Here is a 20,095-nt window from a genome sequence, read left to right on the forward strand (position 1 = left end):
ATAAATCCTATTTTTCTAAAATCAAGCTATTTCACACCCGCAGATAGTATGTTATTTTAATTTGACGTTAGCGCTGCAAGCCAGTAATTAAACGTTCCTTTGGGTAAGCGATGTTTATATTTTAAATTTAAGTATAAATATCCTGAATAATTCATAAGTTGTGTATCAATCCTATAATAAAATAATTGACCGTTTTTACCGCGCGCACGTACGCCTTCATTAACGCTGGTTTCGTGTGCTGTGGATTTTAATCTGGGATTTTAACTCAGCGTGATTTGAGCGCTGAGTTAAGGATATGTTTAATACATACCCGTAATCTTATGGGTTGTTATTGGATAGTGTATTTATTGATTATATTTTACAGAGGATGTGATTGTGTCGACTAATGGACTTCGTAGTTTGTGTACTGTTTTGTTAATTATGACTTTTTTCTGGATACTGGTTGTTAGTGGGATGGTTATGCTATTTTAAATAATAGCTTATCGTTTAATCACTTGAGTTTATTCTGCATCAGGTGGATATATGAGCAATAAACGAATGGCTTAGCTGTAAGTAATTCGTGCTATCGCCAATGCCAATCTTTGTAAATAGGTCAGTATATAAATACTGGCCTATTTTATAAACTGATATACAATTGTGCTGACATTTTCTTGCGGATTGTTATATGAAAAAGTACCAGCAGCTGGCGCAGCAGATTACCGAACAGATTGGCCTTGGGGTGTGGTTACCCGGCGACCGGCTGCCCTCACTGCGGGAACAGGTGGTCAGCAGCGGGATGAGTTTCATGACCGTCAGTCACGCCTACCAGCTGCTGGAAAGCCAGGGCCGGATCATTGCCCGCCCGCAGTCCGGCTATTATGTCGCGCCGCAGCCGATCAAACAGCGCCAGCCTGAGCCGCCCGCCCAGGTGACGCGCGATGAGTCCGTTGATATCAACACCTACATTTTCGAGGTGCTGCAGGCCAGCCGTCAGGCGTCCATGCTGCCCTTTGCCTCCGCTTTTCCCGATCCGCGCCTGTTTCCACTGCCGCAGCTTAACCGCTCTCTGGCGCAGGTCAGCAAAACCGCCACCGCCATGAGCGTGATTGAAAACCTGCCGCCGGGGAATGATGAACTCCGCCATGCCATTGCCCGCCGCTACGCGCTGCAGGGAATGAATATCTCGCCGGATGAAATCGTCATCACCGCCGGAGCGCTGGAGGCGTTGAACCTTAGCCTGCAGGCCGTCACTGAACCGGGCGATTGGGTCGTTGTGGAAAACCCCTGCTTCTACGGGGCGCTGCAGGCGCTGGAAAGGCTGCGCCTGAAGGCGCTGTCGGTGGCGACCGATGTCAAAGAGGGCATTGACCTCGACGCGCTGGAGCAGGCGTTGCAGAATTACCCGGTTAAAGCCTGCTGGCTGATGACCAACGGGCAAAACCCGCTCGGCTTTACCCTTAGCGCGGAGAAAAAAACGCAGCTGGTCGCGCTGCTGGCGCGCTACAAGGTGATGCTGATTGAAGATGATGTTTACAGCGAGCTCTATTTCGGCCGCGAGAAACCGCTGCCGGCAAAGTACTGGGATCGCGACGATATGACGCTGCACTGCAGCTCTTTTTCCAAGTGCCTGGTCCCCGGGTTCCGTATTGGCTGGGTGGCGGCGGGCAGGCACGCCCGACGCATTCAGCAGCTACAGCTGATGAGCACGCTCTCAACCAGTTCACCCATGCAGCTGGCGCTGGTGGATTACCTTTCGACCAAGCGCTATGACGCCCATTTGCGGCGTTTGCGCCGCCAGCTTGCCGAGCGCAAGCAGCTGGCCTGGCAGGCGCTGCTGCGCCATCTGCCCGCGGAGGTGAAAATCCATCATAGCGACAGCGGCTATTTTCTCTGGCTTGAGCTCCCCGCCGGGAGCGACGCGGGGGAGCTGAGCGCCCGCGCGCTGGCGTATAATATCAGCATTGCGCCGGGGAAAATGTTCTCCACCTCCGCCAGCTGGACCGCATTTTTTCGCTTTAATACCGCGTGGGGCTGGGGAGAAAGAGAGGAGCAGGGGGTTAAGCGGCTGGGCGAACTGATTCGCGAGATGCTGGCGTAGCTGGGATGGCGGTCCGCTTGCCCGGGCAGGGGAAGTTTAGTGGCGCCCGGGCAAGCGCAGAATATCCCTGACCGGTCCGGCCGCCACCCGGCAAAAAACCGCGGCGGCAGAGAAAACGTTTTTTTCATTTATCCGGTTTTTTTATATCCAGCGGTTATCCCTTTCCTTAAAAATATGCCGCTGACGCAGGCTGAATATCATGCCCGTTATTATTGTTCCGCGGTAAACCATATGAAATTTGCATAGTCATATTAACTCGCTAACCGCTTGTCTATAATCCGCAAAGTTAGCCCGTGTCGCACGTTTTGTGCGTAATGCGCCCCTTGTCACAACCTGAATAAATTTCCCCGGGAGGCCATAGCGCGCCGTCTACTGTTATTAAGGGAGATATTTTTACGGCATGGCTGCCGCTCATTTTCTTGTGACAGGAGTAAGACCTGATGAGCAAAAAAATTGCCCGTGGCAGCCTTTGCGTGCTGGGTATGGTATGCCTGACGGCGCAGGCCGCCGAGCCGCCGACATCTCTCGATAAAGGCGAAGGCCGTCTCGATATTATCGCCTGGCCGGGATATATCGAACGGGGACAGACCGATAAAAGCTACGACTGGGTAACCCAGTTTGAAAAAGAATCCGGCTGTCAGGTCAACGTCAAAACCGCCGCCACGTCCGACGAGATGGTCAGCCTGATGGCGAAAGGCGGTTATGACCTGGTCACCGCGTCCGGCGACGCCTCGCTGCGCCTGATTATGGGCAAGCGCGTGCAGCCGATTGACACCGCGCTGATCGCCAACTGGAAATCCCTCGACCCGCGCGTGGAAAATGGCGCGTGGTTCAACGTCAACGGTAAGGTTTACGGCACTCCCTACCAGTGGGGGCCGAACCTGCTAATGTACAACACGAAAACCTTCCCGACGCCGCCGGACAGCTGGAGCGTGGTGTTCGTCAAACAAAACCTGCCGGACGGTAAAACCAACCTGGGCCGCGTGCAGGCCTATGACGGGCCGATTTATATTGCCGATGCCGCGCTGTTCGTCAAAGCCACCCAGCCGCAGCTGGGTATCAGTGACCCCTATCAGCTTACCGAAGCGCAATATCAGGCGGTACTCAAGGTGCTGCGCGATCAGCACGCCCTGATTCATCGCTACTGGCACGATACCACCGTACAGATGAGCGATTTTAAAAACGAAGGCGTCGTGGCCTCCAGCGCCTGGCCCTATCAGGCCAACGGTCTGAAGGCGGAAGGTCAGCCGATTGCGACCGTTTTCCCGAAAGAGGGCGTCACCGGCTGGGCGGATACCACCATGCTGCATAGCGACGCGAAACACCCGGTTTGCGCCTATAAATGGATGAACTGGTCGCTGACGCCGAAAGTGCAGGGGGATGTCGCGGCCTGGTTTGGTTCGCTACCGGTGGTACCCGAGGGGTGCAAAGCCAGCGCGCTGCTGGGGGACAAAGGCTGCGAGACCAATGGTTACAACGAATTTGCCAAAATCGCGTTCTGGAAAACGCCGGTAGCGGAAGGCGGGAAATTTGTTCCCTATAGCCGCTGGACCCAGGATTACATTGCGATTATGGGCGGTCGTTAAGTCGCCGGAGGCGAAGAACATGCACGCGGTAGAGTTCGATAATGTTTCGCGGCTGTACGGCGACGTGCGGGCGGTGGACGGCGTCAGCATCGCCATTCGCGATGGCGAATTTTTCTCCATGCTGGGGCCCTCCGGCTCCGGCAAAACCACCTGCCTGCGCCTGATTGCAGGGTTTGAACAGCTTTCGGGCGGCGCCATTCGCATTTTTGGTAAAGCGGCCAGTGAACTGCCGCCGTGGCAGCGCGACGTGAATACGGTGTTCCAGGATTACGCGCTGTTTCCTCATATGTCGGTCCTCGATAACGTCGCCTACGGGCTGATGGTCAAAGGCGTCGGTAAGAAAGCGCGGCATGCCCGCGCGCTGGAGGCGCTGGAGAAGGTCGCGCTCGCGTTTGTCCACGCGCGCAGGCCATCGCAGCTTTCCGGCGGCCAGCGCCAGCGGGTGGCGATCGCCCGCGCGCTGGTGAATCAGCCGCGCGTCCTGCTGCTGGATGAGCCGCTCGGGGCGCTGGATTTAAAACTGCGTGAACAGATGCAGCTGGAGTTAAAGAAACTGCAGCAGGCGCTGGGCATTACCTTTATTTTTGTGACCCACGATCAGGGCGAAGCCCTGTCGATGTCCGATCGCGTGGCGGTGTTTAATAATGGGCGAATCGAACAGGTTGATGCGCCCCAGGACCTCTATTTGCGGCCTAAAACGGCGTTTGTGGCCGGCTTTGTCGGCACCGCCAACGTATTCAGCAGCGAGCAGGCGCACAAGCTGTGCGCGATGGCGGGAACGTGGTCGCTGCGCCCGGAACATATCCGGCTGAACGTTGCCGGGGAGATCCAGACGGAGGGCGTTGTGCAGGCGGTGCAGTATCAGGGGGCCGCGACCCGCGTCGAACTCAAGCTGGCGAATGGCGAGAAGCTGTTGGTGAGCCAGGCGAATAGTGATGGTCATGCCGCACTAAACGCGCCGCCGGTAGGGCAAACGGTGCTGGCTTCGTGGTCGCGAGCGGCGATGGTGCCGCTGGAGAGCGGAGGCTGATATGACGATGGCGATTCCGTCCGCCACCACCGGGCGCGTATCCGCGCTGTTCTGGCGTAAACCCTCGCTGGCCCTGTTTTTGCTTCTGCTTGGCCCGCTCATGTGGTTTGGCATTGTCTATCTGGGATCGTTGCTGACCCTGCTATGGCAAAGCTTCTACACCTTCGACGATTTCACCATGTCGGTCACTCACGACCTGACGCTGGCCAATCTGCAGGCGCTGTTTAACCCGGCGAACTACGACATCATTATCCGTACCCTGACGATGGCGCTGTCGGTGACCGTCGCCAGCGCGATTCTGGCCTTGCCTATGGCCTGGTACATGGCCCGCTATACCCGGGGCAAGATGAAGGCGTTTTTCTACATCGCCGTGATGCTGCCGATGTGGGCAAGCTATATCGTCAAAGCCTATGCATGGACGCTGCTGTTGGCGAAAGATGGCGTTGCGCAGTGGTTCCTGCGCCATCTTGGCCTGGAAAGCGTACTGAGCATGGTGCTGACGATCCCGGCGGTCGGCGGCAATACGTTATCGACGTCCGGACTGGGGCGCTTCCTGGTGTTCGTCTATATCTGGCTGCCGTTTATGATCCTGCCGGTGCAGGCCGCGCTGGAACGCCTGCCGTCATCATTGCTTCAGGCCTCCGCCGATCTGGGCGCTCGTCCGCGCCAGACCTTCCGCTACGTGGTGCTGCCGCTGGCGATTCCCGGCATTGCCGCAGGCTCGATTTTTACCTTCTCCCTGACGCTCGGCGATTTTATCGTGCCGCAGCTGGTGGGGCCGCCGGGGTTCTTTATCGGCAATATGGTCTATTCCCAGCAGGGGGCGATTGGCAATATGCCCATGGCGGCGGCGTTTACCCTGGTGCCCATCGTGCTGATTGCCCTTTATCTGGCGTTTGTGAAACGTCTGGGAGCGTTTGATGCACTCTGAACGCGCACCGCTGCTCCTGAAAGTGGCAACCTGGGGAGGGGTGATCTTTCTCCATTTCCCGCTGCTGATTATCGCGCTCTATGCGTTTAATACAGAAGATGCCGCCTTCAGCTTTCCGCCACAGGGCCTGACGTTACGCTGGTTTAGCGAAGCGGCGGGGCGCGGGGATATTATCGATTCCGTGACGTTGTCACTTAAAATTGCCGCGCTCTCCACCGCTATCGCTCTGCTACTTGGCACGCTGGCTGCAGGTGCGCTATGGCGCAGCACGTTTTTTGGCAAGAACGCCGTCTCGCTACTGCTGCTGTTGCCGATAGCACTACCCGGCATTATCACCGGACTGGCGCTGCTCACTGCCTTCAAGGCCGTCAATCTGGAACCCGGGTTGCTGACGATCGTCGTGGGGCATGCGACGTTCTGCGTCGTTGTGGTGTTTAACAACCTCATTGCCCGCTTTCGCCGGACCTCCTGGAGCCTGGTAGAGGCGTCGATGGACTTAGGCGCCACGGGCTGGCAAACCTTTCGCTATGTGGTGCTGCCCAATTTGGGCTCGGCGCTGCTGGCGGGAGGCATGCTGGCGTTTGCCCTGTCGTTTGATGAAATTATCGTCACCACGTTCACCGCCGGGCACGAGCGCACGCTGCCGCTCTGGCTGCTCAATCAGCTCGGACGCCCGCGCGATGTTCCGGTGACCAACGTGGTTGCGCTGCTGGTGATGCTGGTGACGATGATGCCGATTCTGGGGGCCTGGTGGCTCACCCGTGACGGCGACGTCAGCGCTGAAAACGGAAAATAAAATATCGATACAGGATAATGCTATGCAAAATAACCTTTTGATTAACGGTAAGTTAGTGGCTGGAGAAGGCGAGACCGTGCCGGTGTTTAATCCCGCCACCGGTGACGAGATCCTGTCGATTGCTGAGGCCACGGCGGCGCAGGTAGACGCTGCGGTTGAGGCCGCGGATCGGGCCTTTGTTAGCTGGAGTCAGACCACGCCGAAGTTCCGCGCCGAATGTCTGTTGTCGCTGGCGGACGTGATTACTGAACATGCGCAGGCGCTGGCTGAGCTTGAATCGCTCAACTGCGGTAAGCCGCTGCACTGCGTGGTCAACGATGAGCTACCGGCGGTCGCCGATGTCTTCCGCTTCTTTGCCGGCGCGGCCCGCTGTCTGCCGGGCATGGCGGCGGGTGAGTATCTCGAAGGCCACACCTCCATGATTCGCCGCGACCCGGTTGGCGTGGTGGCCTCCATCGCGCCCTGGAACTACCCGCTGATGATGGCGGCATGGAAGCTGGCCCCGGCGCTGGCGGCAGGCAACTGCGTGGTGATCAAACCCTCGGAGATCACCCCTTTAACGGCACTCAAACTGGGTGAGCTGGCAAAAGACGTTTTCCCGGCCGGGGTGCTTAACGTGCTGTTTGGCCGCGGCGCAACGGTCGGCGATCCGCTGACCGCTCACGCGAAGGTCCGCATGGTGTCGTTGACCGGTTCGATCGCCACCGGCGCGCATATCATCGGCCATACCGCATCGTCGATTAAACGTACGCATATGGAACTGGGCGGGAAAGCGCCGGTTATCGTCTTTGATGACGCGGATATCGACGCGGTGGTGGAGGGCGTACGGACCTTTGGATTCTATAACGCAGGCCAGGACTGTACCGCCGCCTGCCGGATTTACGCCCAGGCCGGAGTTTATGACCAGCTGGTGGAAAAACTCGGCGCCGCGGTCGCCAGCCTGAAGATGGGCCCGCCGGAAGACGAAACGACCGAGCTGGGGCCGCTGAGCTCGCAGGCGCATCTGGACAGAGTCTGCGCCGCAGTCGATGCCGCCAGCGCGCTACCGCATATTCAGGTGGTCACCGGCGGCAGCAAAGCGCCAGGCAACGGTTACTACTATCAGCCGACGCTGCTGGCGGGAGCGAAGCAGGAAGATGCGATTGTCCAGCGCGAGGTCTTCGGCCCGGTTGTCAGTATTACCTCATTTCATGACGAAGAGCAGGCGCTGAGCTGGGCCAACGATTCGCAGTATGGTCTGGCTTCGTCGGTCTGGACCAGGGACGTCGGCAGGGCGCATCGCCTGAGCGCGCGTCTGCAGTATGGCTGCACCTGGGTTAACACCCATTTCATGCTGGTGAGCGAAATGCCGCACGGCGGGCAGAAGCTTTCGGGCTACGGCAAGGATATGTCGATGTACGGTCTGGAGGATTACACCACGATCCGGCACGTCATGATTAAGCACGGATAGGACGCGTTCGTGATAATCGCGAAGCGGACTGATTACCCTGCTAATAGTTAGTTATAGCAAAAAAAGCTAAAACGGAAGCGCTGCTTTATGAGAATATTCTCATGCCCCTTCAAGAGCTAAGCCATGATGAGTGCCGGAGATAAGCGCCGGATGGGGCTGGTACCCCCCAGGGTGCAGGATGCACCCTTAACGGGACACTGCAACGATTGATAATGATTCGTAAGCCCCTGCATGATATGCAGGGGCTTTTTGTTGTACGGTCGCTGCGGGTTTGTTACTGCGAGTGTGCCTGATATCGTAGCGTCATCAATTTATTACGTATCAGGTCATCTGGTTTTTCGAAAATGATTATCAGACTAACGTTTTGTTTTTTTGCTCGGTAAATTCGCCTGGCGACGTTCGCGAACATAGGAAAAAAGATTATAAATTGCAGCAATGAGTAAAATAAGCGCCACAATGAGAAGGGCGATTCCTGACATGTACCACCTCAAAAATAAATGAGTAAAAAACAAGCTTCGCATAACTTGTGATTATGAATGTATGATTTTGTGCTAAATAACGCAAATGATATTTCTTATCATTTAAAACCTGGCGGGGATGTCTGGCTGTCTGCTGCCGTTGTAATCTATTGATGTATAAATAATTTCTAATTATGGGGTCATTCTACTGCAATCCTGTCTGCCCTGGAACCTGCTAATAATGATGATCGCATACCGGCATCGCGTCCAGGCGAGTATAAAGAACAGTAAACAATTCCCCACCGGTATGAAAAGCGCCTTTGTTTTTAACTCTACCGTTAAGCGCTGGTGGTCGTGCCGGAATGATATTGAGGCCCGGCATTAACCCTATTAATAATCATGTTATTGGACGCGGCAGATGAAATTATTATGCCTGCGATCGGTAATATAAATCCGGTGATATTTATTCGCGCGCGATAATCTTTAGATTCTGCGTAATTGTAATATTTATGTTAAATATTACGCATATCCAGGACGTTGATAAGAGAAAGGACGCAGGTTTGACTTTCTATAGCCGCTCATGCGAACATTCGGCGCAATTTGTTGCTTCGAAGTTGATATTGTTTTGAAAAAAATAGCGTGTTTCCTTTTTGTGGCCTGCGCCACGGCGATGCTTTACGGGAATTTTCCGGCCAAACAGATTATGGGCTGTGAAGAGCAGGGCGTCGCGGAACCGGTCTGCATGGCGGCCGCATGGGATAGTGAAAAAGTCGATCTTTTGCCGGCCTGGAATCCCGACGTCCAGAAGCTGATTACCGCGCAAAAGACCCTGTCTGCTGCGGAGCCGGGGTCTTTCAAATCGTAAAAAAGCAGCCTTCATGGGCTGCTTTTTTAGGTTTCATTGCTGAGTAAAATCGCTAAAACCAACCAAAACGAACGGATAACAGGCCGATAAGCGCAAGTGCCACGCCGACATTTATCAGAAGAACGGTTTTGCTGGAAACATCCATAACGCCACCTTTATAAATAAGCCTCTACATTTATAGTACGAGCTCAAAGTTTGCGCTATCGGACAAAGACGAATCGGGCGTTTTTCTGAAATTAACCCTGTTACCTGTTTTAAAATACCATAATCTCTGACGCACTCTGGGGGTGCGAAAAGGCATCGCGATCGGCGAAAATGCTTGTCAGGGAAGGAAGAAGAAAAATGACGTTATACCAGAAAATGCTGATTTTTTACGGAGTTATGGGCTTCATCTGCGCGGTAATCAGCTGGTTCTTAACGAAAGAGAGCCGCTGGATCCGCCTGCTGGCGGCGCTGTTGATTGGTGCGACATGGCCGTTCAGTTTTCCCATGGCGCTGCTGGTCTCCCTGTTTTGAAGGAAAAATTGATGGCTCACTCTTGGTTATGACTGTATAAAAAAACAGTCATCACTCACGGAGCCTTTTCGATGCTTAGTTTTTACTCTTCACAGGCTGGCGCTATAGTGCGCTGGCTCGACCTGCCCGGTCGCGGCGACCCTGTTGTTTTTATCCACGGCCTGGGCTGCGCCTCTACCTATGACTATCCGCGCGTTGCCGCCGACCCGGCGCTGGCCGGGCGGCGAATGATTCTTGTCGATTTACCCGGTTTCGGCTACAGCGATAAACCCGAGTCCTTCGGCTACCGTATTGGCGATCAGGCCGGGGTGGTGGTTGAGCTGCTGGACCGCTTAGGGCTTGAGCGCTGCTATCTTTATGGCCACAGTATGGGGGGCAGCGTCGCGATTGAAGCGGCCGAGCGGCTCGCCGGACGGGTGCGGGCGCTGCTGGTGGCTGAGCCTAATCTCTATCCCGGGGGCGGCATGTACAGTAGACGTATCGCCGAACAAACTGAAGAACGCTTTATTGCTCGCGGCTACGCCGACATGCTGTCCGCCGACGCTTCGCCTTGGGCCGGCTGTCTGCAAAACAGCGCCCCCTGGGCGGTGTGGCGCGGCGCGACCAGCCTGGTGAAGGGCATTAATCCCTCCTGGTTTAGCCGCTTTATCCACTTATCCTGCCCTAAAGCTCTGATATATGGTGAATATTCGCTACCGGCCCGGGAAGCGACGGATAGCGAAGCCGCCGGGATCCCGCTGCTGGTGATACCCCAGGCCGGGCACTCAATGGCGTGGGAAAACCCATCGGCGCTGGCCCGTACGCTCGCCGATTTTTACTCCGCCATGGAGGCAGAAGCCTGATTCGTGATCGCTGCATATAAAAAGAAACTATATTTCATTTATTTTGATATATCGTTTCTTTTATTCATGGCGAGCGTGAAATGCGAAAAATCACTATCCTGGGTATCTCGGCTTTACTCTTTACACCGCTGGTTCTGCAAGGGTGCGCGACGCAAACTCCGCGCGGGACGACCTCCCGTCCGCAGCTTACGGCGGCAGAAGCGGCAACCTTCACCATTGAGCGCTATTTTGCGCAAGGCGGTGCGTTAAATGACCCCGATGGCCCCTGGTCGCCATCGCCAGTTCACCTCCCGCAAACCGAGAGCGCGTGGCGCGTGGCACCCTCGGGAGCGCCGTTCACCCGCATTCAGCAGGCGGTTAACGCGGCAATAGGCCAGCATGGGGCGCAGGAGGCGCGCATCTATATCCGCATCGAACCGGGCATCTATCGGGAGACGGTCTATATCCCTGAAGGCGCGCCGCCGATAACCCTCTACGGCGCCGGAGATAGTCCTGAAGAGGTGAGAATTGAGCTGGCAATAGACTCGCAGTTCTCGGTAGCGCGCTATCGCCAGCGGGTAAATAGCCAACAGCAATACCGCGAAGGCGATCCGGCATGGTATCAGTATGCGCTGTGCGCCGGGCGAACCAGCAAGACGATAGGCACCAACTGCGCGGCGGTGGTCTGGTCGCAAAGTGCGGATTTTCAGCTGCTGAATCTCAGCGTAGCCAATAGCCTGCTGGATACCGTCGACGGTGGGACGCATCAGGGCGTGGCGCTGCGGACGGACGGCGATCGCGTGCAGCTGGAGAACGTCCGCCTGCTCGGACGTCAGGACACGCTCTACGTAAATACCAGCAATCGGCGCAATGAGGCGGTAACCGACCGTATCAGCCGGGTATACGTGAAAGACAGCTACGTCGAAGGGGATGTGGACTACGTCTTTGGCCGGGCGAACGCCGTTTTTGATAACGTCCATTTTCACACCGTCTCAACGCGCCGCTCGCCTGAGGCATACGTGCTTGCGCCGAATACGTTGCCGGATAATCCATACGGCTTTCTGGTGAAGAATAGCCGCTTTACCGGCGACGGCGGCTATCAGGGCAGCTTCAAGGCGAAGCTGGGCCGCGCCTGGGATCAGGGGGCGGGGAAGACCGGTTATTTAGCGGGTAAAACCGCTAACGGGCAGGTGCTTATTGCCAACAGTATTATCGATCAAAGCTACGATCGGCTTTCCCCCTGGGACGCTGCGGCCACCACCGCCCGGCCGTTCCGCGGCAACACTTCCGCAGAACGGCAGCTTGATGATGTTGCCTTCACTCGCCTGTGGGAATTCAATAACCACTGGCAGCCCTGAGGCTTAAAACGGGAGCTCGCGCGGGACCGTTTGCAGCGTTACCCAGCGTAGCTCGGTAAACTCGGCAATTCCCGCGCGTCCGCCAAAGCGGCCGTAGCCTGACGATTTGCAGCCGCCAAACGGCATTTGCGCTTCGTCATGTACGGTGGGGCCGTTGATGTGGCAAATGCCGGTTTGCAGATTTTGCGCCAGGTTCCACGCCCTGGCGCTGTCCCGGCTGTATATCGCCGACGAGAGGCCATATTCGCTTTCATTGGCGACGGCCAGCGCTTCAGCTTCGTCCTTAACGCGAATAATCGATTTCACCGGACCGAACGACTCCTCATGCCAGATGCGCATTTCCCGGGTGACGCCATCAAGCAGGGTGGCGCGCATTTGCGTCGAATCGGATAGGCCGCCGGCCAGCAGGCGCGCCCCCTTCGCCAGCGCGTCCTCTATCAAGGCATTGCAGCGGGTGACGGTCTTCATGTCCACCACCGGGCCGAGCAGGCTGGCGGGCAGGGCGGCGGCGCGTCTGGCCAGCTGCGCCACAAACGCTTCCGCGACTGTCGCGTCGACGATGATGCGCTCGGTGGACATGCAGATTTGTCCGGCGTTGGCAAATGCGCCAAAAATTGCGCCTGCGGCGGCCTGTTCGAGATCGGCGTCATCCAGCACCAGCAGCGGCGCTTTGCCGCCGAGCTCCAGCACCGCGGGTTTCAGATGTTCGCCGCAGGTGCGGGCGATTATCCGCCCCACCGGCGTGGAGCCGGTGAAATTGATGCGGCGTACGGCGGGGTGGGCAATCAGTAACTCCACCAGCGCAGGCGCGTCGGCGGGGGCGCAGGTCAGATAATTGACCACGCCCGCGGGAAAGCCTGCCGCCGCCAGGGCATCGATAATCAGCCCCTGCGTCGCCGGTGAAAGCTCCGCGCCTTTGAGGATAACCGTATTTCCACAGGCCAGCGGCGTGGCGATAGCGCGGGTCGCGAGGATTAATGGCGCGTTCCACGGCGCCATGCCAAGCACCACGCCTGCTCCCTGGCGGATGCCCAACGCCAGATTTCCCGGCACGTTGGAAGGGATCACCTGGCCCTCAATTTGTGTGGTCAGGGCGGCGGCTTCGCGCAGGATATCGGCGGCCAGATGAACGTTAAAACCGGCCCAGTGCGCGGTGGCTCCCGTTTCCGCCGCCATCGCGGCGATAAATTTCGCCTCACGGCGCAGCATCTCTTCCGCGGCCTCCAGCAGGAGACGTCGGCGCTCGGCGGGTACCGTATCGCGCCACTGCGGGAACGCCGCGCCGGCGGCAGCGGCGCAGCGGCGGGCATCCGCCAGGCTGGCGGCGCTGGCAACGGAGGCGCGTTCGTGCGTGAGCGGATTATCGCGGGTAAAGGTGGCATGACCTTCAGCATCATGCCACTGGCCGTTGGTGTATAGATTGCAGGTTATTGTCATTATTGGCTTCTCCTGGCGTTACGATTTGCCGAGTGTACCGGGTTGCGCCGCCGCGCGCTGGCGGTCGGGCGGTTATCGCCCGCTTTTTTCGTAACTTTGCGCAGGGTTCACATTTATGAAGAAGTTCGATGACGCCAATCGAGAGGATGTTGAATTTATCGGCGAAAACGCGGTTTTTAGCATAACCTGATAGCAATTGATTATTTGCCGGTTGAATTCTCCTGTGCTGTTATTAAAGGACTTATAACAAATTCATAAGGCTTATAACCATGTCTACAGGGAAAACGTTTCTTGCGCTGGCGTTGAGCGCGCTACTGCCGGCGGCAGGCGCCTGGGCAGCGGGCAACGATACGCTGGTCTATTGTTCGGAAGCTTCGCCGGAATCTTTCAACCCGCAGATTGCCAGCTCGGGCCCGTCTTTCGTCGCCAGTTCCCAGGTGCTTTATAACCGCCTGATAAACTTTGACCCGGTCAAAAATACGCCGATTCCCTCGCTGGCCACCGAATGGCGCGTCTCCCCGGACGGTAAAACCTGGACTTTCACCCTGCGTAAGGGCGTGCAGTTCAACAGCAACAAATACTTCAAGCCGACCCGTGATTTCAACGCCGATGACGTGCTGTTCTCGGTGCTGCGGCAGAAAGATGCCAGCCATCCGTACCATAATGTTTCCCAGGGACATTACGAATACTTCCACGACGTTGGGCTGGATAAGCTGATCAAAGACGTCAAAAAAATCGATGATTATCACGTGCAGTTTGTGCTGAACGAGCCGAACGCGGCGTTCCTCGCCGACTGGGGAATGGATTTTGCGTCGATTCTGTCTGCCGAATATGCCGATGCGATGATGAAAAAAGGCACCCCGGAGTATGTCGATACCTGGCCTATTGGTACCGGACCCTACGCGCTGCAGCAATATAAAGCGGATTCGCTGATCCGCTATGTCGCCAACCCGCACTACTGGGACGGTGACGTGCCGACCAAACACCTGATTTTCTCGATCACACCGAACGTTGAGACGCGGCTGGCGAAGCTGCAAACCAATGAATGCCAGATTATCCCCGCGCCGTCGCCGGTACAGTTCCCGGTGATTAAGGGCAATAAAGATCTGGCGCTGCATGCGGTTGAGGCGCTCAACGTAGGCTATCTGGCCTTTAATACCGAGAAAAAGCCGTTTGATAACGTACTGGTGCGCCAGGCGCTGAACTACGCTACCGACAAGCAGGCAATCGTGAAAGCGGTCTTCCTGGACTCCGGCAGCGTCGCGAAATCGCCGATCCCCGCCAATATGCTGGGCTATAAGAAAGATCTGCCTGATTACGACTACGATCCGCAAAAAGCGAAAGATCTCCTCAAGCAGGCCGGGCTGGAAAAAGGGGCCGAAGTCACCCTGTGGTCGATGCCGGTGCAGCGGCCGTATAACCCCAATTCCCGACGTATTGCCGAGATGATTCAAAATGACTGGAGCAAGGTTGGGATCAAAGCCAAAATCGTTACTTATGAATGGGGTGAATACCTCGCCGGCATGCGTAAAGGCGAGCACGACAGCGCGCTGTTTGGCTGGATGTCTGATAATGGCGATCCGGATAACTTCGCCGGCACCCTGTTAAGCTGCGATAACATTAAAACTGGCTCTAACGTTGCCCGCTGGTGCGATAAGACCTACGATGCGCTGGTGAAAAAGGCTATCCTGGTCAGCGACCCGCAGGCGCGCGCCGGACTCTACGCTCAGGCGCAGGAGATTTTTCAGCAGCAGGCCCCCTGGATCACCCTGGCGACCGGTAATACCTTCTACGCGACGCGCAGCAACGTGAGCGGCTACAGCGTGAGCCTGATGGGCAGCGATTTTTCCAAAGTTAAACTCAATTAAGCCGGAAGGAGAGAAGCATGTCGCATCTGGATGAGGTCGTCGCGCGCGTGGACGCCGCGATTGCCGAAAGCGTTATTAGCCATATGAATGAACTGCTGATCGCGCTGAGCGATGACGCGGGGCTGGGGCGGGAAGAGCGCTACGTTCAGCAGCAGCGTTTGCGTAACGCCATCGCCCACCACGGCCGCCAGCAGCACGAGGAGCAGGAAGCTCGCCGGGAGCAGCTGACCCGCGGCGGCGAGATTCACTAGTTACGCCGCTAGAACTGGCGCCTGGCCACCAGCCAGGCGCCGATAACCAGCATCACCGCCCCGCAGAGCGGGCCAAACAGCGCGCGTAGCGAGACGTGGTGCGCGCGAATCAGATCTATCACTAAGCCCCCAACCAGCTGGCTGGCAATCAATACCGCAATCGTGGTTGCCGCCCCGACGTTCTGATAGCCGCTGATGCTGGCAAAGACAAAGAACGAGCCCAGCAGACCGGGAATAAGCGTCCACCACTTTACGCTGACCGCCAGCTCCTGAAACCCCGCCGCGCCGTGCTTAAGCAGCAGTATTGTCACGAAAATCACGATGCCGACCAGCGAGTTAAGCAGCATGGCGATCAGGATGGTCGATGCGGACTGGGTAATGCGCACCATCAGCGTGTTTTGCAGCACCAGCCCGACGCCAGCGGCGATTAAACAGGCCAGGGTCAGCGTTTGATTCATGCGCTGCCGTCCGGATCGCGGCGATCGTCAAGCTGCAGCTGCATAAAGGTCAGATCCAGCCAGCGGCCAAATTTCGTGCCGACCTGCGGCATCTGCCCGGTGGTGATAAAGCCCAGCGTTTCATGCAGATGCAATGAAGCCTCGTTTTGCGCTTCAATGCCGGCGACCATGACGTGCTTATTCAGCCGTTTCGCCTCGGCGATGAGGGCGACGAGCAGGCTGCGGCCCAGCCCTTTCCCCTGATGATCGGGGTGGACATAGACGGAATGTTCGACGGTGTGGCGAAAGCCGTCAAAGGCGCGCCAGTCGCCGAAGGAGGAGTAACCGGTAATCACGCCGTTTTCTTCGCTCACCAGCACGGGATAACCGGCTATCTGCCGGGCTTCGAACCAGGCAATACGGTTGTCGGTATCGACGGTTTTGTCGTTCCAGATGGCGGCGGTATGGACGACCGCATGGTTGTAGATTTCAGCGATTGCCGCGCAATCGTCTTTGCTGGCATGGCGGATGCTCATGGTGTCCTCAAAGCTTGTACACTATAGTAGTACAGTATTATTACAATAATGTACGCAAGGCTGTCACCTGGTTTAGGCATAAATTTTTCCTCAGGCCGGTCGGGTCCGTTGTGTGCGATGACTGCGCGACCCTGGGTTGCCTGCGCAGAAACATCATTCGTATTTATATTTCATGATTAGAGAATTTATTAAATATATTACTGTTAATCTGCCGTCATATTTTACATTTTTATTTACCGGATTTGGATTTTCCTGACATGCAGAAAAGAAATTAATTTCATCATAACTCATTGATTATATTGGTGATGATGTAAATCATTGTGATGGCAGTCCGCTTTTTATTTTCACCCAATAGAACTAGTCTAACCCCTGAAGATATATTTCGGTTAAGCAGAGCGCATGTCGAGAAGTTATTCGATATGGCTCTGTTGGATTTTATATAACGATATTCTGTTTACACTATTATGCGTATTTATACGCAGGGAATGATTTTGCTAACAAGGGTGAAGCAATGGCGCGTACACAAAATATGAAGAAATTAATGCCGTCAATATTGGCAATGGCCATGGGGGCTATATTGGGCAATTCCGCTATGGCGGCTGAAACCACCGCGCTACAGGCGGCACCGGCTTATACCGCGACGCAGACTAAAGGGGAGACGCTGTGGAGCAATGACGATACGGCAATCGGTATTTTAGGATCCGTACGTTTAATGGCCAAAACGGACTCTAATCATACTCAGGAACATAATATACAGAATAATGACTCGCGGCTGGGGGTTGCCGTGCGGCATAATTTTGACCTGAACGGCCTGAGTAATTATGCCGTCGGTTATTATGAGACCGGCGTTCATGGTTTAGATTCCGCCACCGATGACCAGGGCAATGATGTTTATACCCGGCAGGCTTATGCCGGTATTGGCAACGACCGCTATGGCGTGGTGACCTTCGGCAAACAGTATGCTCCCACGGACTGGGGGCTGGGTATTGATACGACTTATGCCTGGGGCGGTAAAGCGAAACATGATACCGCCGGAATGTCGACGGATATTATTAATTCCGCGGCAATCTATTATTACAATGATAACAATATGACGATTGGCGTCATGGGGCAAGGCAATGACAACGTCGACAGCATCGGCTTTGCGGCCTACGGCGATGGGCCGAATCTGCATGACGCTTACCGCGATGGTTCAACCACCGTTCACGGCGGCGCCGCGGCTGCCGCGCAGTACCGTTGGGATAACGGCTTCTCCGTCTCCAGCGCGGTGGCGTATAACAATTACACGGTAAATAGCGGGTCAGTCAGCGGCTGCCAGAATTTTGGCCCGAACGGACACTGTTTTAATTACACCGATAATAACGGCGATGCCTATGACGGCAATACTTATAGCATGGGCATGAACGCGAAATATACGACAAGCGTTGGCGATCATGCCTGGTATAACGGTGCGGAAGTGACTTATTACCTCAATAAAGTGAATGATGTTACAGCGGCGACCAGCGGCCATTACGAACATAATAACCAGCAGGGTGATGACCAGGAAACGGTGCTTGGCCTGGAATATGATTCACAGTTTAAAATCACCCCGGCCTGGGGCGTGTACGTTGATTTTAACTGGTCGCAGGGAGGCGATGCGATGGATGGGCAGCACTTCCAGTCGACGGTATTGGGCACCGATTACTGGCTGGGGAAAAACGCGGTGACCTATCTTGAATACGGCTACGAAAAAGCCTGGGGCAACGATAACGAAGCGTGGAATATTGACGACAATCTTGGCGCAGTGGGGCTGCGCGTCTTTATCTGACGGGCGTTTTCTTTTCATTTATGGTCTTGAGGGAGTTTAGTTAACGGATTGCATCCTTTTCTGCCTTGCCCGGTGGTGTATTACGCCGGGCCTTTTCACGATAATCGCCGCTATCGGCGTCTGGTTGTAGAAACAGTAGGGCTACACTATAGTGTCACGTTATGAATACTATAGAAGACAACCTCAACCAGCGCATCAGCGCACGCATCCGAATCGAGCGGGAATCCCGCGGCTGGTCGCTCAGCGAACTCGCCGAACGGGCTGGGGCATCGCGGGCGATGATCCACAAGATCGAGCGCGGCGAAAGCAGCCCGACGGCGTCGATGCTTGGACGGCTTTCCGGCGCCTTCGGCATTAGCATGTCGACGCTGATCGCCAGGGCGGAGATGCAGGAAGGCAAGCTGCTGCGTTTGGCTCATCAGCCGGTGTGGCACGATCCGCAGAGCCACTATCTTCGGCGTCACGTTTCTCCGCGTAGCGACCTGCCTATCGATCTGGTGCAGGTGGAACTTCCGGCTGGCAGCGACGTTCCTATGCCCGCGTCATCCTATGCGCTGGCCCGGCAGCTCATCTGGCTACAGCAGGGCGAACTGGTCTTTCTCGAAGGCAACGCACGCCACGAAATGCAGGCGGGGGATTGCCTGGAGCTCGGGCCGCCGAACGACTGCCGCTTTATTAATGAAACCACGCAGCCCTGCGTCTATCTGGTGGTCCGGCTCAATCAATCTGCCTCATAATGTCAATGCGCGTTGCCGGGAAAGCAGCTAGCCTCAATACAGACTTGTCAAAAGAGGAGTTTGTTATGGCTTTCAATCCGCAACGCCACCGCCGTTGGGTGCTGGCATCCCGTCCGCACGGCGAGCCGACCGGGGAAAACTTCCGCCTGGAAGAGGGTGAGGTCGCTTCTCCCGGGCCGGGACAGCTACTGCTGCGCACCGTCTTTCTGTCTTTAGATCCCTATATGCGCGGGCGGATGAGCGACGCGCCTTCCTATTCGCCGCCGGTCGCCGTTGGCGCGGTTATGCTGGGCGGCACCGTGAGCCGCGTCGTGACATCGAACCATGATGATTATCAGCCCGGCGACTGGGTGCTGGGCTACGGCGGCTGGCAGGATTATGAACTCTCCGACGGCAGCGGGCTGGTGAAGTTAGGCGAGAGCCCGGAACACCCTTCCTGGGCGCTGGGGATCCTCGGCATGCCGGGCTTTACCGCCTATATGGGGCTGCTGGATATTGGTCAGCCGAAAGCGGGTGAAACGCTGGTGGTCGCCGCCGCCACCGGGCCGGTTGGCGCAACGGTCGGACAGATTGCGAAGCTGAAAGGCTGCCGTACGGTGGGCATCGCGGGCGGCAACGAGAAGTGCCGCTATGCGGTAGAAACCCTCGGCTTCGACGCCTGCATCGATCACCGCGCGCCCGATTTCGCCGTCAAACTGCTTGAAGCCTGCCCGCAGGGGATCGATATCTACTATGAGAACGTCGGTGGGAAAGTGTTTGATGAAGTACTGCCGCTGCTGAACACCTCGGCCCGCGTGCCGGTTTGCGGCCTGGTCAGCGGCTACAACGCCACCGCGCTGCCCGACGGCCCGGATCGTTTACCGCTGCTGATGGCGACAATCCTCAAAAAACGCATCCGTATGCAGGGCTTTATTATCGGCCAGGATTACGGGCACCGGATTGCCGAGTTCCAGCAGGAGATGGGGCGCTGGGTGCAGGCAGGGAAAATCAAATACCGCGAGCAGGTGGTTGACGGCCTGGAGAACGCGCCGCAGGCGCTCATCGGTCTGCTGAAGGGCGAGAACTTCGGTAAAGTGGTGGTTCGCGTCTCTCCTGACGAGTAGCTTTTTCCCGGCAGGCATCGCGCCTGCCGGT

20 protein-coding genes are annotated in these 20,095 nt (G+C 56.3%); 15 read left to right on the forward strand and 5 right to left on the reverse strand.

Going from position 1 to position 20,095, the window contains the following annotated elements:
• Positions 1-664 precede the first annotated feature (664 nt).
• From F8562_RS00720 to patD, 6 genes are all read left to right on the forward strand, one after another.
• Positions 665-2,077, forward strand: a complete 1,413-nt coding sequence (locus F8562_RS00720; protein WP_004850592.1) for a PLP-dependent aminotransferase family protein — start codon at positions 665-667, stop codon at positions 2,075-2,077.
• A 440-nt stretch (positions 2,078-2,517) separates the two neighbouring features.
• Positions 2,518-3,663, forward strand: a complete 1,146-nt coding sequence (gene ydcS / locus F8562_RS00730; RefSeq protein ID WP_014838383.1) for a putative ABC transporter substrate-binding protein YdcS — start codon at positions 2,518-2,520, stop codon at positions 3,661-3,663.
• A 19-nt stretch (positions 3,664-3,682) separates the two neighbouring features.
• A complete protein-coding gene (locus F8562_RS00735; protein WP_014229231.1) occupies positions 3,683-4,693 on the forward strand; it encodes an ABC transporter ATP-binding protein in 1,011 nt (336 codons plus the stop codon).
• A 1-nt stretch (position 4,694) separates the two neighbouring features.
• Positions 4,695-5,624, forward strand: coding sequence for an ABC transporter permease (locus F8562_RS00740; protein WP_014838384.1), 930 nt, complete (start codon positions 4,695-4,697; stop codon positions 5,622-5,624).
• The gene (locus F8562_RS00745) at positions 5,614-6,420 is read left to right on the forward strand and encodes an ABC transporter permease (protein WP_014838385.1); all 807 of its coding nucleotides are present in this window, start codon (positions 5,614-5,616) and stop codon (positions 6,418-6,420) included. Before F8562_RS00740 ends, F8562_RS00745 begins: the two co-directional genes overlap by 11 nt.
• 22 nt (positions 6,421-6,442) lie before the next feature.
• The gene (gene patD / locus F8562_RS00750) at positions 6,443-7,870 is read left to right on the forward strand and encodes an aminobutyraldehyde dehydrogenase (RefSeq protein ID WP_014838386.1); all 1,428 of its coding nucleotides are present in this window, start codon (positions 6,443-6,445) and stop codon (positions 7,868-7,870) included.
• Positions 7,871-8,226: 356 nt separating this feature from the next.
• On the opposite strand, the gene F8562_RS00755 is transcribed toward patD, so the two are convergent.
• Positions 8,227-8,349: a small membrane protein gene (locus F8562_RS00755; RefSeq protein WP_014229235.1), complete on the reverse strand. Its 123-nt coding sequence runs from the start codon at positions 8,347-8,349 to the stop codon at positions 8,227-8,229.
• A gap of 559 nt (positions 8,350-8,908) precedes the next feature.
• Between F8562_RS00755 and F8562_RS00760 the strand changes: the two genes are divergently transcribed.
• A complete protein-coding gene (locus tag F8562_RS00760; protein ID WP_014229236.1) occupies positions 8,909-9,193 on the forward strand; it encodes a hypothetical protein in 285 nt (94 codons plus the stop codon).
• A 52-nt stretch (positions 9,194-9,245) separates the two neighbouring features.
• Here the strand turns inward: F8562_RS00760 and yncL are convergent, their stop codons facing one another.
• Positions 9,246-9,338 (reverse strand): stress response membrane protein YncL, encoded by a 93-nt coding sequence (gene yncL / locus F8562_RS00765; RefSeq protein WP_071886332.1) that lies wholly within the window; start codon positions 9,336-9,338, stop codon positions 9,246-9,248.
• 197 nt (positions 9,339-9,535) lie between these two features.
• On the opposite strand from yncL, the gene F8562_RS00770 reads away from it, so the two are divergent.
• The 3 genes from F8562_RS00770 (at position 9,536) to F8562_RS00780 (ending at position 11,888) form a co-directional block, all read left to right on the forward strand.
• A complete protein-coding gene (locus F8562_RS00770; RefSeq protein WP_004850604.1) occupies positions 9,536-9,709 on the forward strand; it encodes a GhoT/OrtT family toxin in 174 nt (57 codons plus the stop codon).
• 71 nt (positions 9,710-9,780) lie between these two features.
• Positions 9,781-10,551 carry an alpha/beta fold hydrolase gene (locus F8562_RS00775; protein ID WP_014838389.1) on the forward strand — a complete coding sequence of 257 codons (771 nt, stop codon included), beginning with the start codon at positions 9,781-9,783 and terminating at the stop codon, positions 10,549-10,551.
• 80 nt (positions 10,552-10,631) lie between these two features.
• Complete coding sequence (locus tag F8562_RS00780) at positions 10,632-11,888, forward strand: putative acyl-CoA thioester hydrolase (RefSeq protein WP_038424466.1); 1,257 nt, start codon at positions 10,632-10,634, stop codon at positions 11,886-11,888.
• 3 nt (positions 11,889-11,891) lie between these two features.
• Here F8562_RS00780 and F8562_RS00785 read toward each other — a convergent pair whose 3' ends face one another.
• Complete coding sequence (locus F8562_RS00785) at positions 11,892-13,325, reverse strand: aldehyde dehydrogenase (protein WP_014838391.1); 1,434 nt, start codon at positions 13,323-13,325, stop codon at positions 11,892-11,894.
• Between the two features lie 269 nt (positions 13,326-13,594).
• Between F8562_RS00785 and F8562_RS00790 the strand changes: the two genes are divergently transcribed.
• Together F8562_RS00790 and F8562_RS00795 are read left to right on the forward strand one after the other, a co-directional pair.
• Positions 13,595-15,193, forward strand: a complete 1,599-nt coding sequence (locus tag F8562_RS00790) for an ABC transporter substrate-binding protein (RefSeq protein WP_014838393.1) — start codon at positions 13,595-13,597, stop codon at positions 15,191-15,193.
• A gap of 17 nt (positions 15,194-15,210) precedes the next feature.
• Complete coding sequence (locus F8562_RS00795; RefSeq protein ID WP_014229241.1) at positions 15,211-15,444, forward strand: DUF2526 family protein; 234 nt, start codon at positions 15,211-15,213, stop codon at positions 15,442-15,444.
• Positions 15,445-15,452: 8 nt separating this feature from the next.
• On the opposite strand, the gene F8562_RS00800 is transcribed toward F8562_RS00795, so the two are convergent.
• Together F8562_RS00800 and F8562_RS00805 are read right to left on the reverse strand one after the other, a co-directional pair.
• The gene (locus F8562_RS00800) at positions 15,453-15,902 is read right to left on the reverse strand and encodes a DMT family transporter (protein WP_014838394.1); all 450 of its coding nucleotides are present in this window, start codon (positions 15,900-15,902) and stop codon (positions 15,453-15,455) included.
• The gene (locus tag F8562_RS00805; RefSeq protein ID WP_014838395.1) at positions 15,899-16,417 is read right to left on the reverse strand and encodes a GNAT family N-acetyltransferase; all 519 of its coding nucleotides are present in this window, start codon (positions 16,415-16,417) and stop codon (positions 15,899-15,901) included. Before F8562_RS00805 ends, F8562_RS00800 begins: the two co-directional genes overlap by 4 nt.
• Before the next feature lie 511 nt (positions 16,418-16,928).
• On the opposite strand from F8562_RS00805, the gene F8562_RS00810 reads away from it, so the two are divergent.
• The 3 genes from F8562_RS00810 to F8562_RS00820 all read left to right on the forward strand — a co-directional run bounded on the left by F8562_RS00810 (position 16,929) and on the right by F8562_RS00820 (position 20,064).
• Positions 16,929-18,224 (forward strand): porin, encoded by a 1,296-nt coding sequence (locus F8562_RS00810; protein WP_014838396.1) that lies wholly within the window; start codon positions 16,929-16,931, stop codon positions 18,222-18,224.
• 161 nt (positions 18,225-18,385) lie between these two features.
• Positions 18,386-18,961: a helix-turn-helix domain-containing protein gene (locus tag F8562_RS00815; protein WP_014838397.1), complete on the forward strand. Its 576-nt coding sequence runs from the start codon at positions 18,386-18,388 to the stop codon at positions 18,959-18,961.
• A 65-nt stretch (positions 18,962-19,026) separates the two neighbouring features.
• Positions 19,027-20,064, forward strand: coding sequence for an NADP-dependent oxidoreductase (locus tag F8562_RS00820; protein ID WP_014838398.1), 1,038 nt, complete (start codon positions 19,027-19,029; stop codon positions 20,062-20,064).
• Positions 20,065-20,095 lie beyond the last annotated feature (31 nt).

Origin of the sequence: Klebsiella sp. RCJ4, assembly GCF_009025755.1 — a bacterium.
Lineage (GTDB): Bacteria > Pseudomonadota > Gammaproteobacteria > Enterobacterales > Enterobacteriaceae > Klebsiella > Klebsiella michiganensis.

Excerpts from the sequence above, each read along its gene's own strand:
- yncL (WP_071886332.1), bottom strand. The coding sequence starts at position 9,338 with ATGGATGTTTCCAGCAAAACCGTTCTTCTGATAAATGTCGGCGTGGCA.
- F8562_RS00760 (WP_014229236.1), top strand. The coding sequence starts at position 8,909 with ATGCGAACATTCGGCGCAATTTGTTGCTTCGAAGTTGATATTGTTTTG.
- F8562_RS00785 (WP_014838391.1), bottom strand. The coding sequence starts at position 13,325 with ATGACAATAACCTGCAATCTATACACCAACGGCCAGTGGCATGATGCT.
- F8562_RS00745 (WP_014838385.1), top strand. The coding sequence starts at position 5,614 with ATGCACTCTGAACGCGCACCGCTGCTCCTGAAAGTGGCAACCTGGGGA.
- F8562_RS00815 (WP_014838397.1), top strand. The coding sequence starts at position 18,386 with ATGAATACTATAGAAGACAACCTCAACCAGCGCATCAGCGCACGCATC.
- F8562_RS00790 (WP_014838393.1), top strand. The coding sequence starts at position 13,595 with ATGTCTACAGGGAAAACGTTTCTTGCGCTGGCGTTGAGCGCGCTACTG.
- ydcS (WP_014838383.1), top strand. The coding sequence starts at position 2,518 with ATGAGCAAAAAAATTGCCCGTGGCAGCCTTTGCGTGCTGGGTATGGTA.
- F8562_RS00720 (WP_004850592.1), top strand. The coding sequence starts at position 665 with ATGAAAAAGTACCAGCAGCTGGCGCAGCAGATTACCGAACAGATTGGC.
- F8562_RS00820 (WP_014838398.1), top strand. The coding sequence starts at position 19,027 with ATGGCTTTCAATCCGCAACGCCACCGCCGTTGGGTGCTGGCATCCCGT.
- F8562_RS00735 (WP_014229231.1), top strand. The coding sequence starts at position 3,683 with ATGCACGCGGTAGAGTTCGATAATGTTTCGCGGCTGTACGGCGACGTG.
- F8562_RS00795 (WP_014229241.1), top strand. The coding sequence starts at position 15,211 with ATGTCGCATCTGGATGAGGTCGTCGCGCGCGTGGACGCCGCGATTGCC.
- F8562_RS00800 (WP_014838394.1), bottom strand. The coding sequence starts at position 15,902 with ATGAATCAAACGCTGACCCTGGCCTGTTTAATCGCCGCTGGCGTCGGG.
- F8562_RS00775 (WP_014838389.1), top strand. The coding sequence starts at position 9,781 with ATGCTTAGTTTTTACTCTTCACAGGCTGGCGCTATAGTGCGCTGGCTC.
- F8562_RS00740 (WP_014838384.1), top strand. The coding sequence starts at position 4,695 with ATGACGATGGCGATTCCGTCCGCCACCACCGGGCGCGTATCCGCGCTG.
- F8562_RS00780 (WP_038424466.1), top strand. The coding sequence starts at position 10,632 with ATGCGAAAAATCACTATCCTGGGTATCTCGGCTTTACTCTTTACACCG.
- F8562_RS00755 (WP_014229235.1), bottom strand. The coding sequence starts at position 8,349 with ATGTCAGGAATCGCCCTTCTCATTGTGGCGCTTATTTTACTCATTGCT.
- patD (WP_014838386.1), top strand. The coding sequence starts at position 6,443 with ATGCAAAATAACCTTTTGATTAACGGTAAGTTAGTGGCTGGAGAAGGC.
- F8562_RS00770 (WP_004850604.1), top strand. The coding sequence starts at position 9,536 with ATGACGTTATACCAGAAAATGCTGATTTTTTACGGAGTTATGGGCTTC.
- F8562_RS00805 (WP_014838395.1), bottom strand. The coding sequence starts at position 16,417 with ATGAGCATCCGCCATGCCAGCAAAGACGATTGCGCGGCAATCGCTGAA.
- F8562_RS00810 (WP_014838396.1), top strand. The coding sequence starts at position 16,929 with ATGGCGCGTACACAAAATATGAAGAAATTAATGCCGTCAATATTGGCA.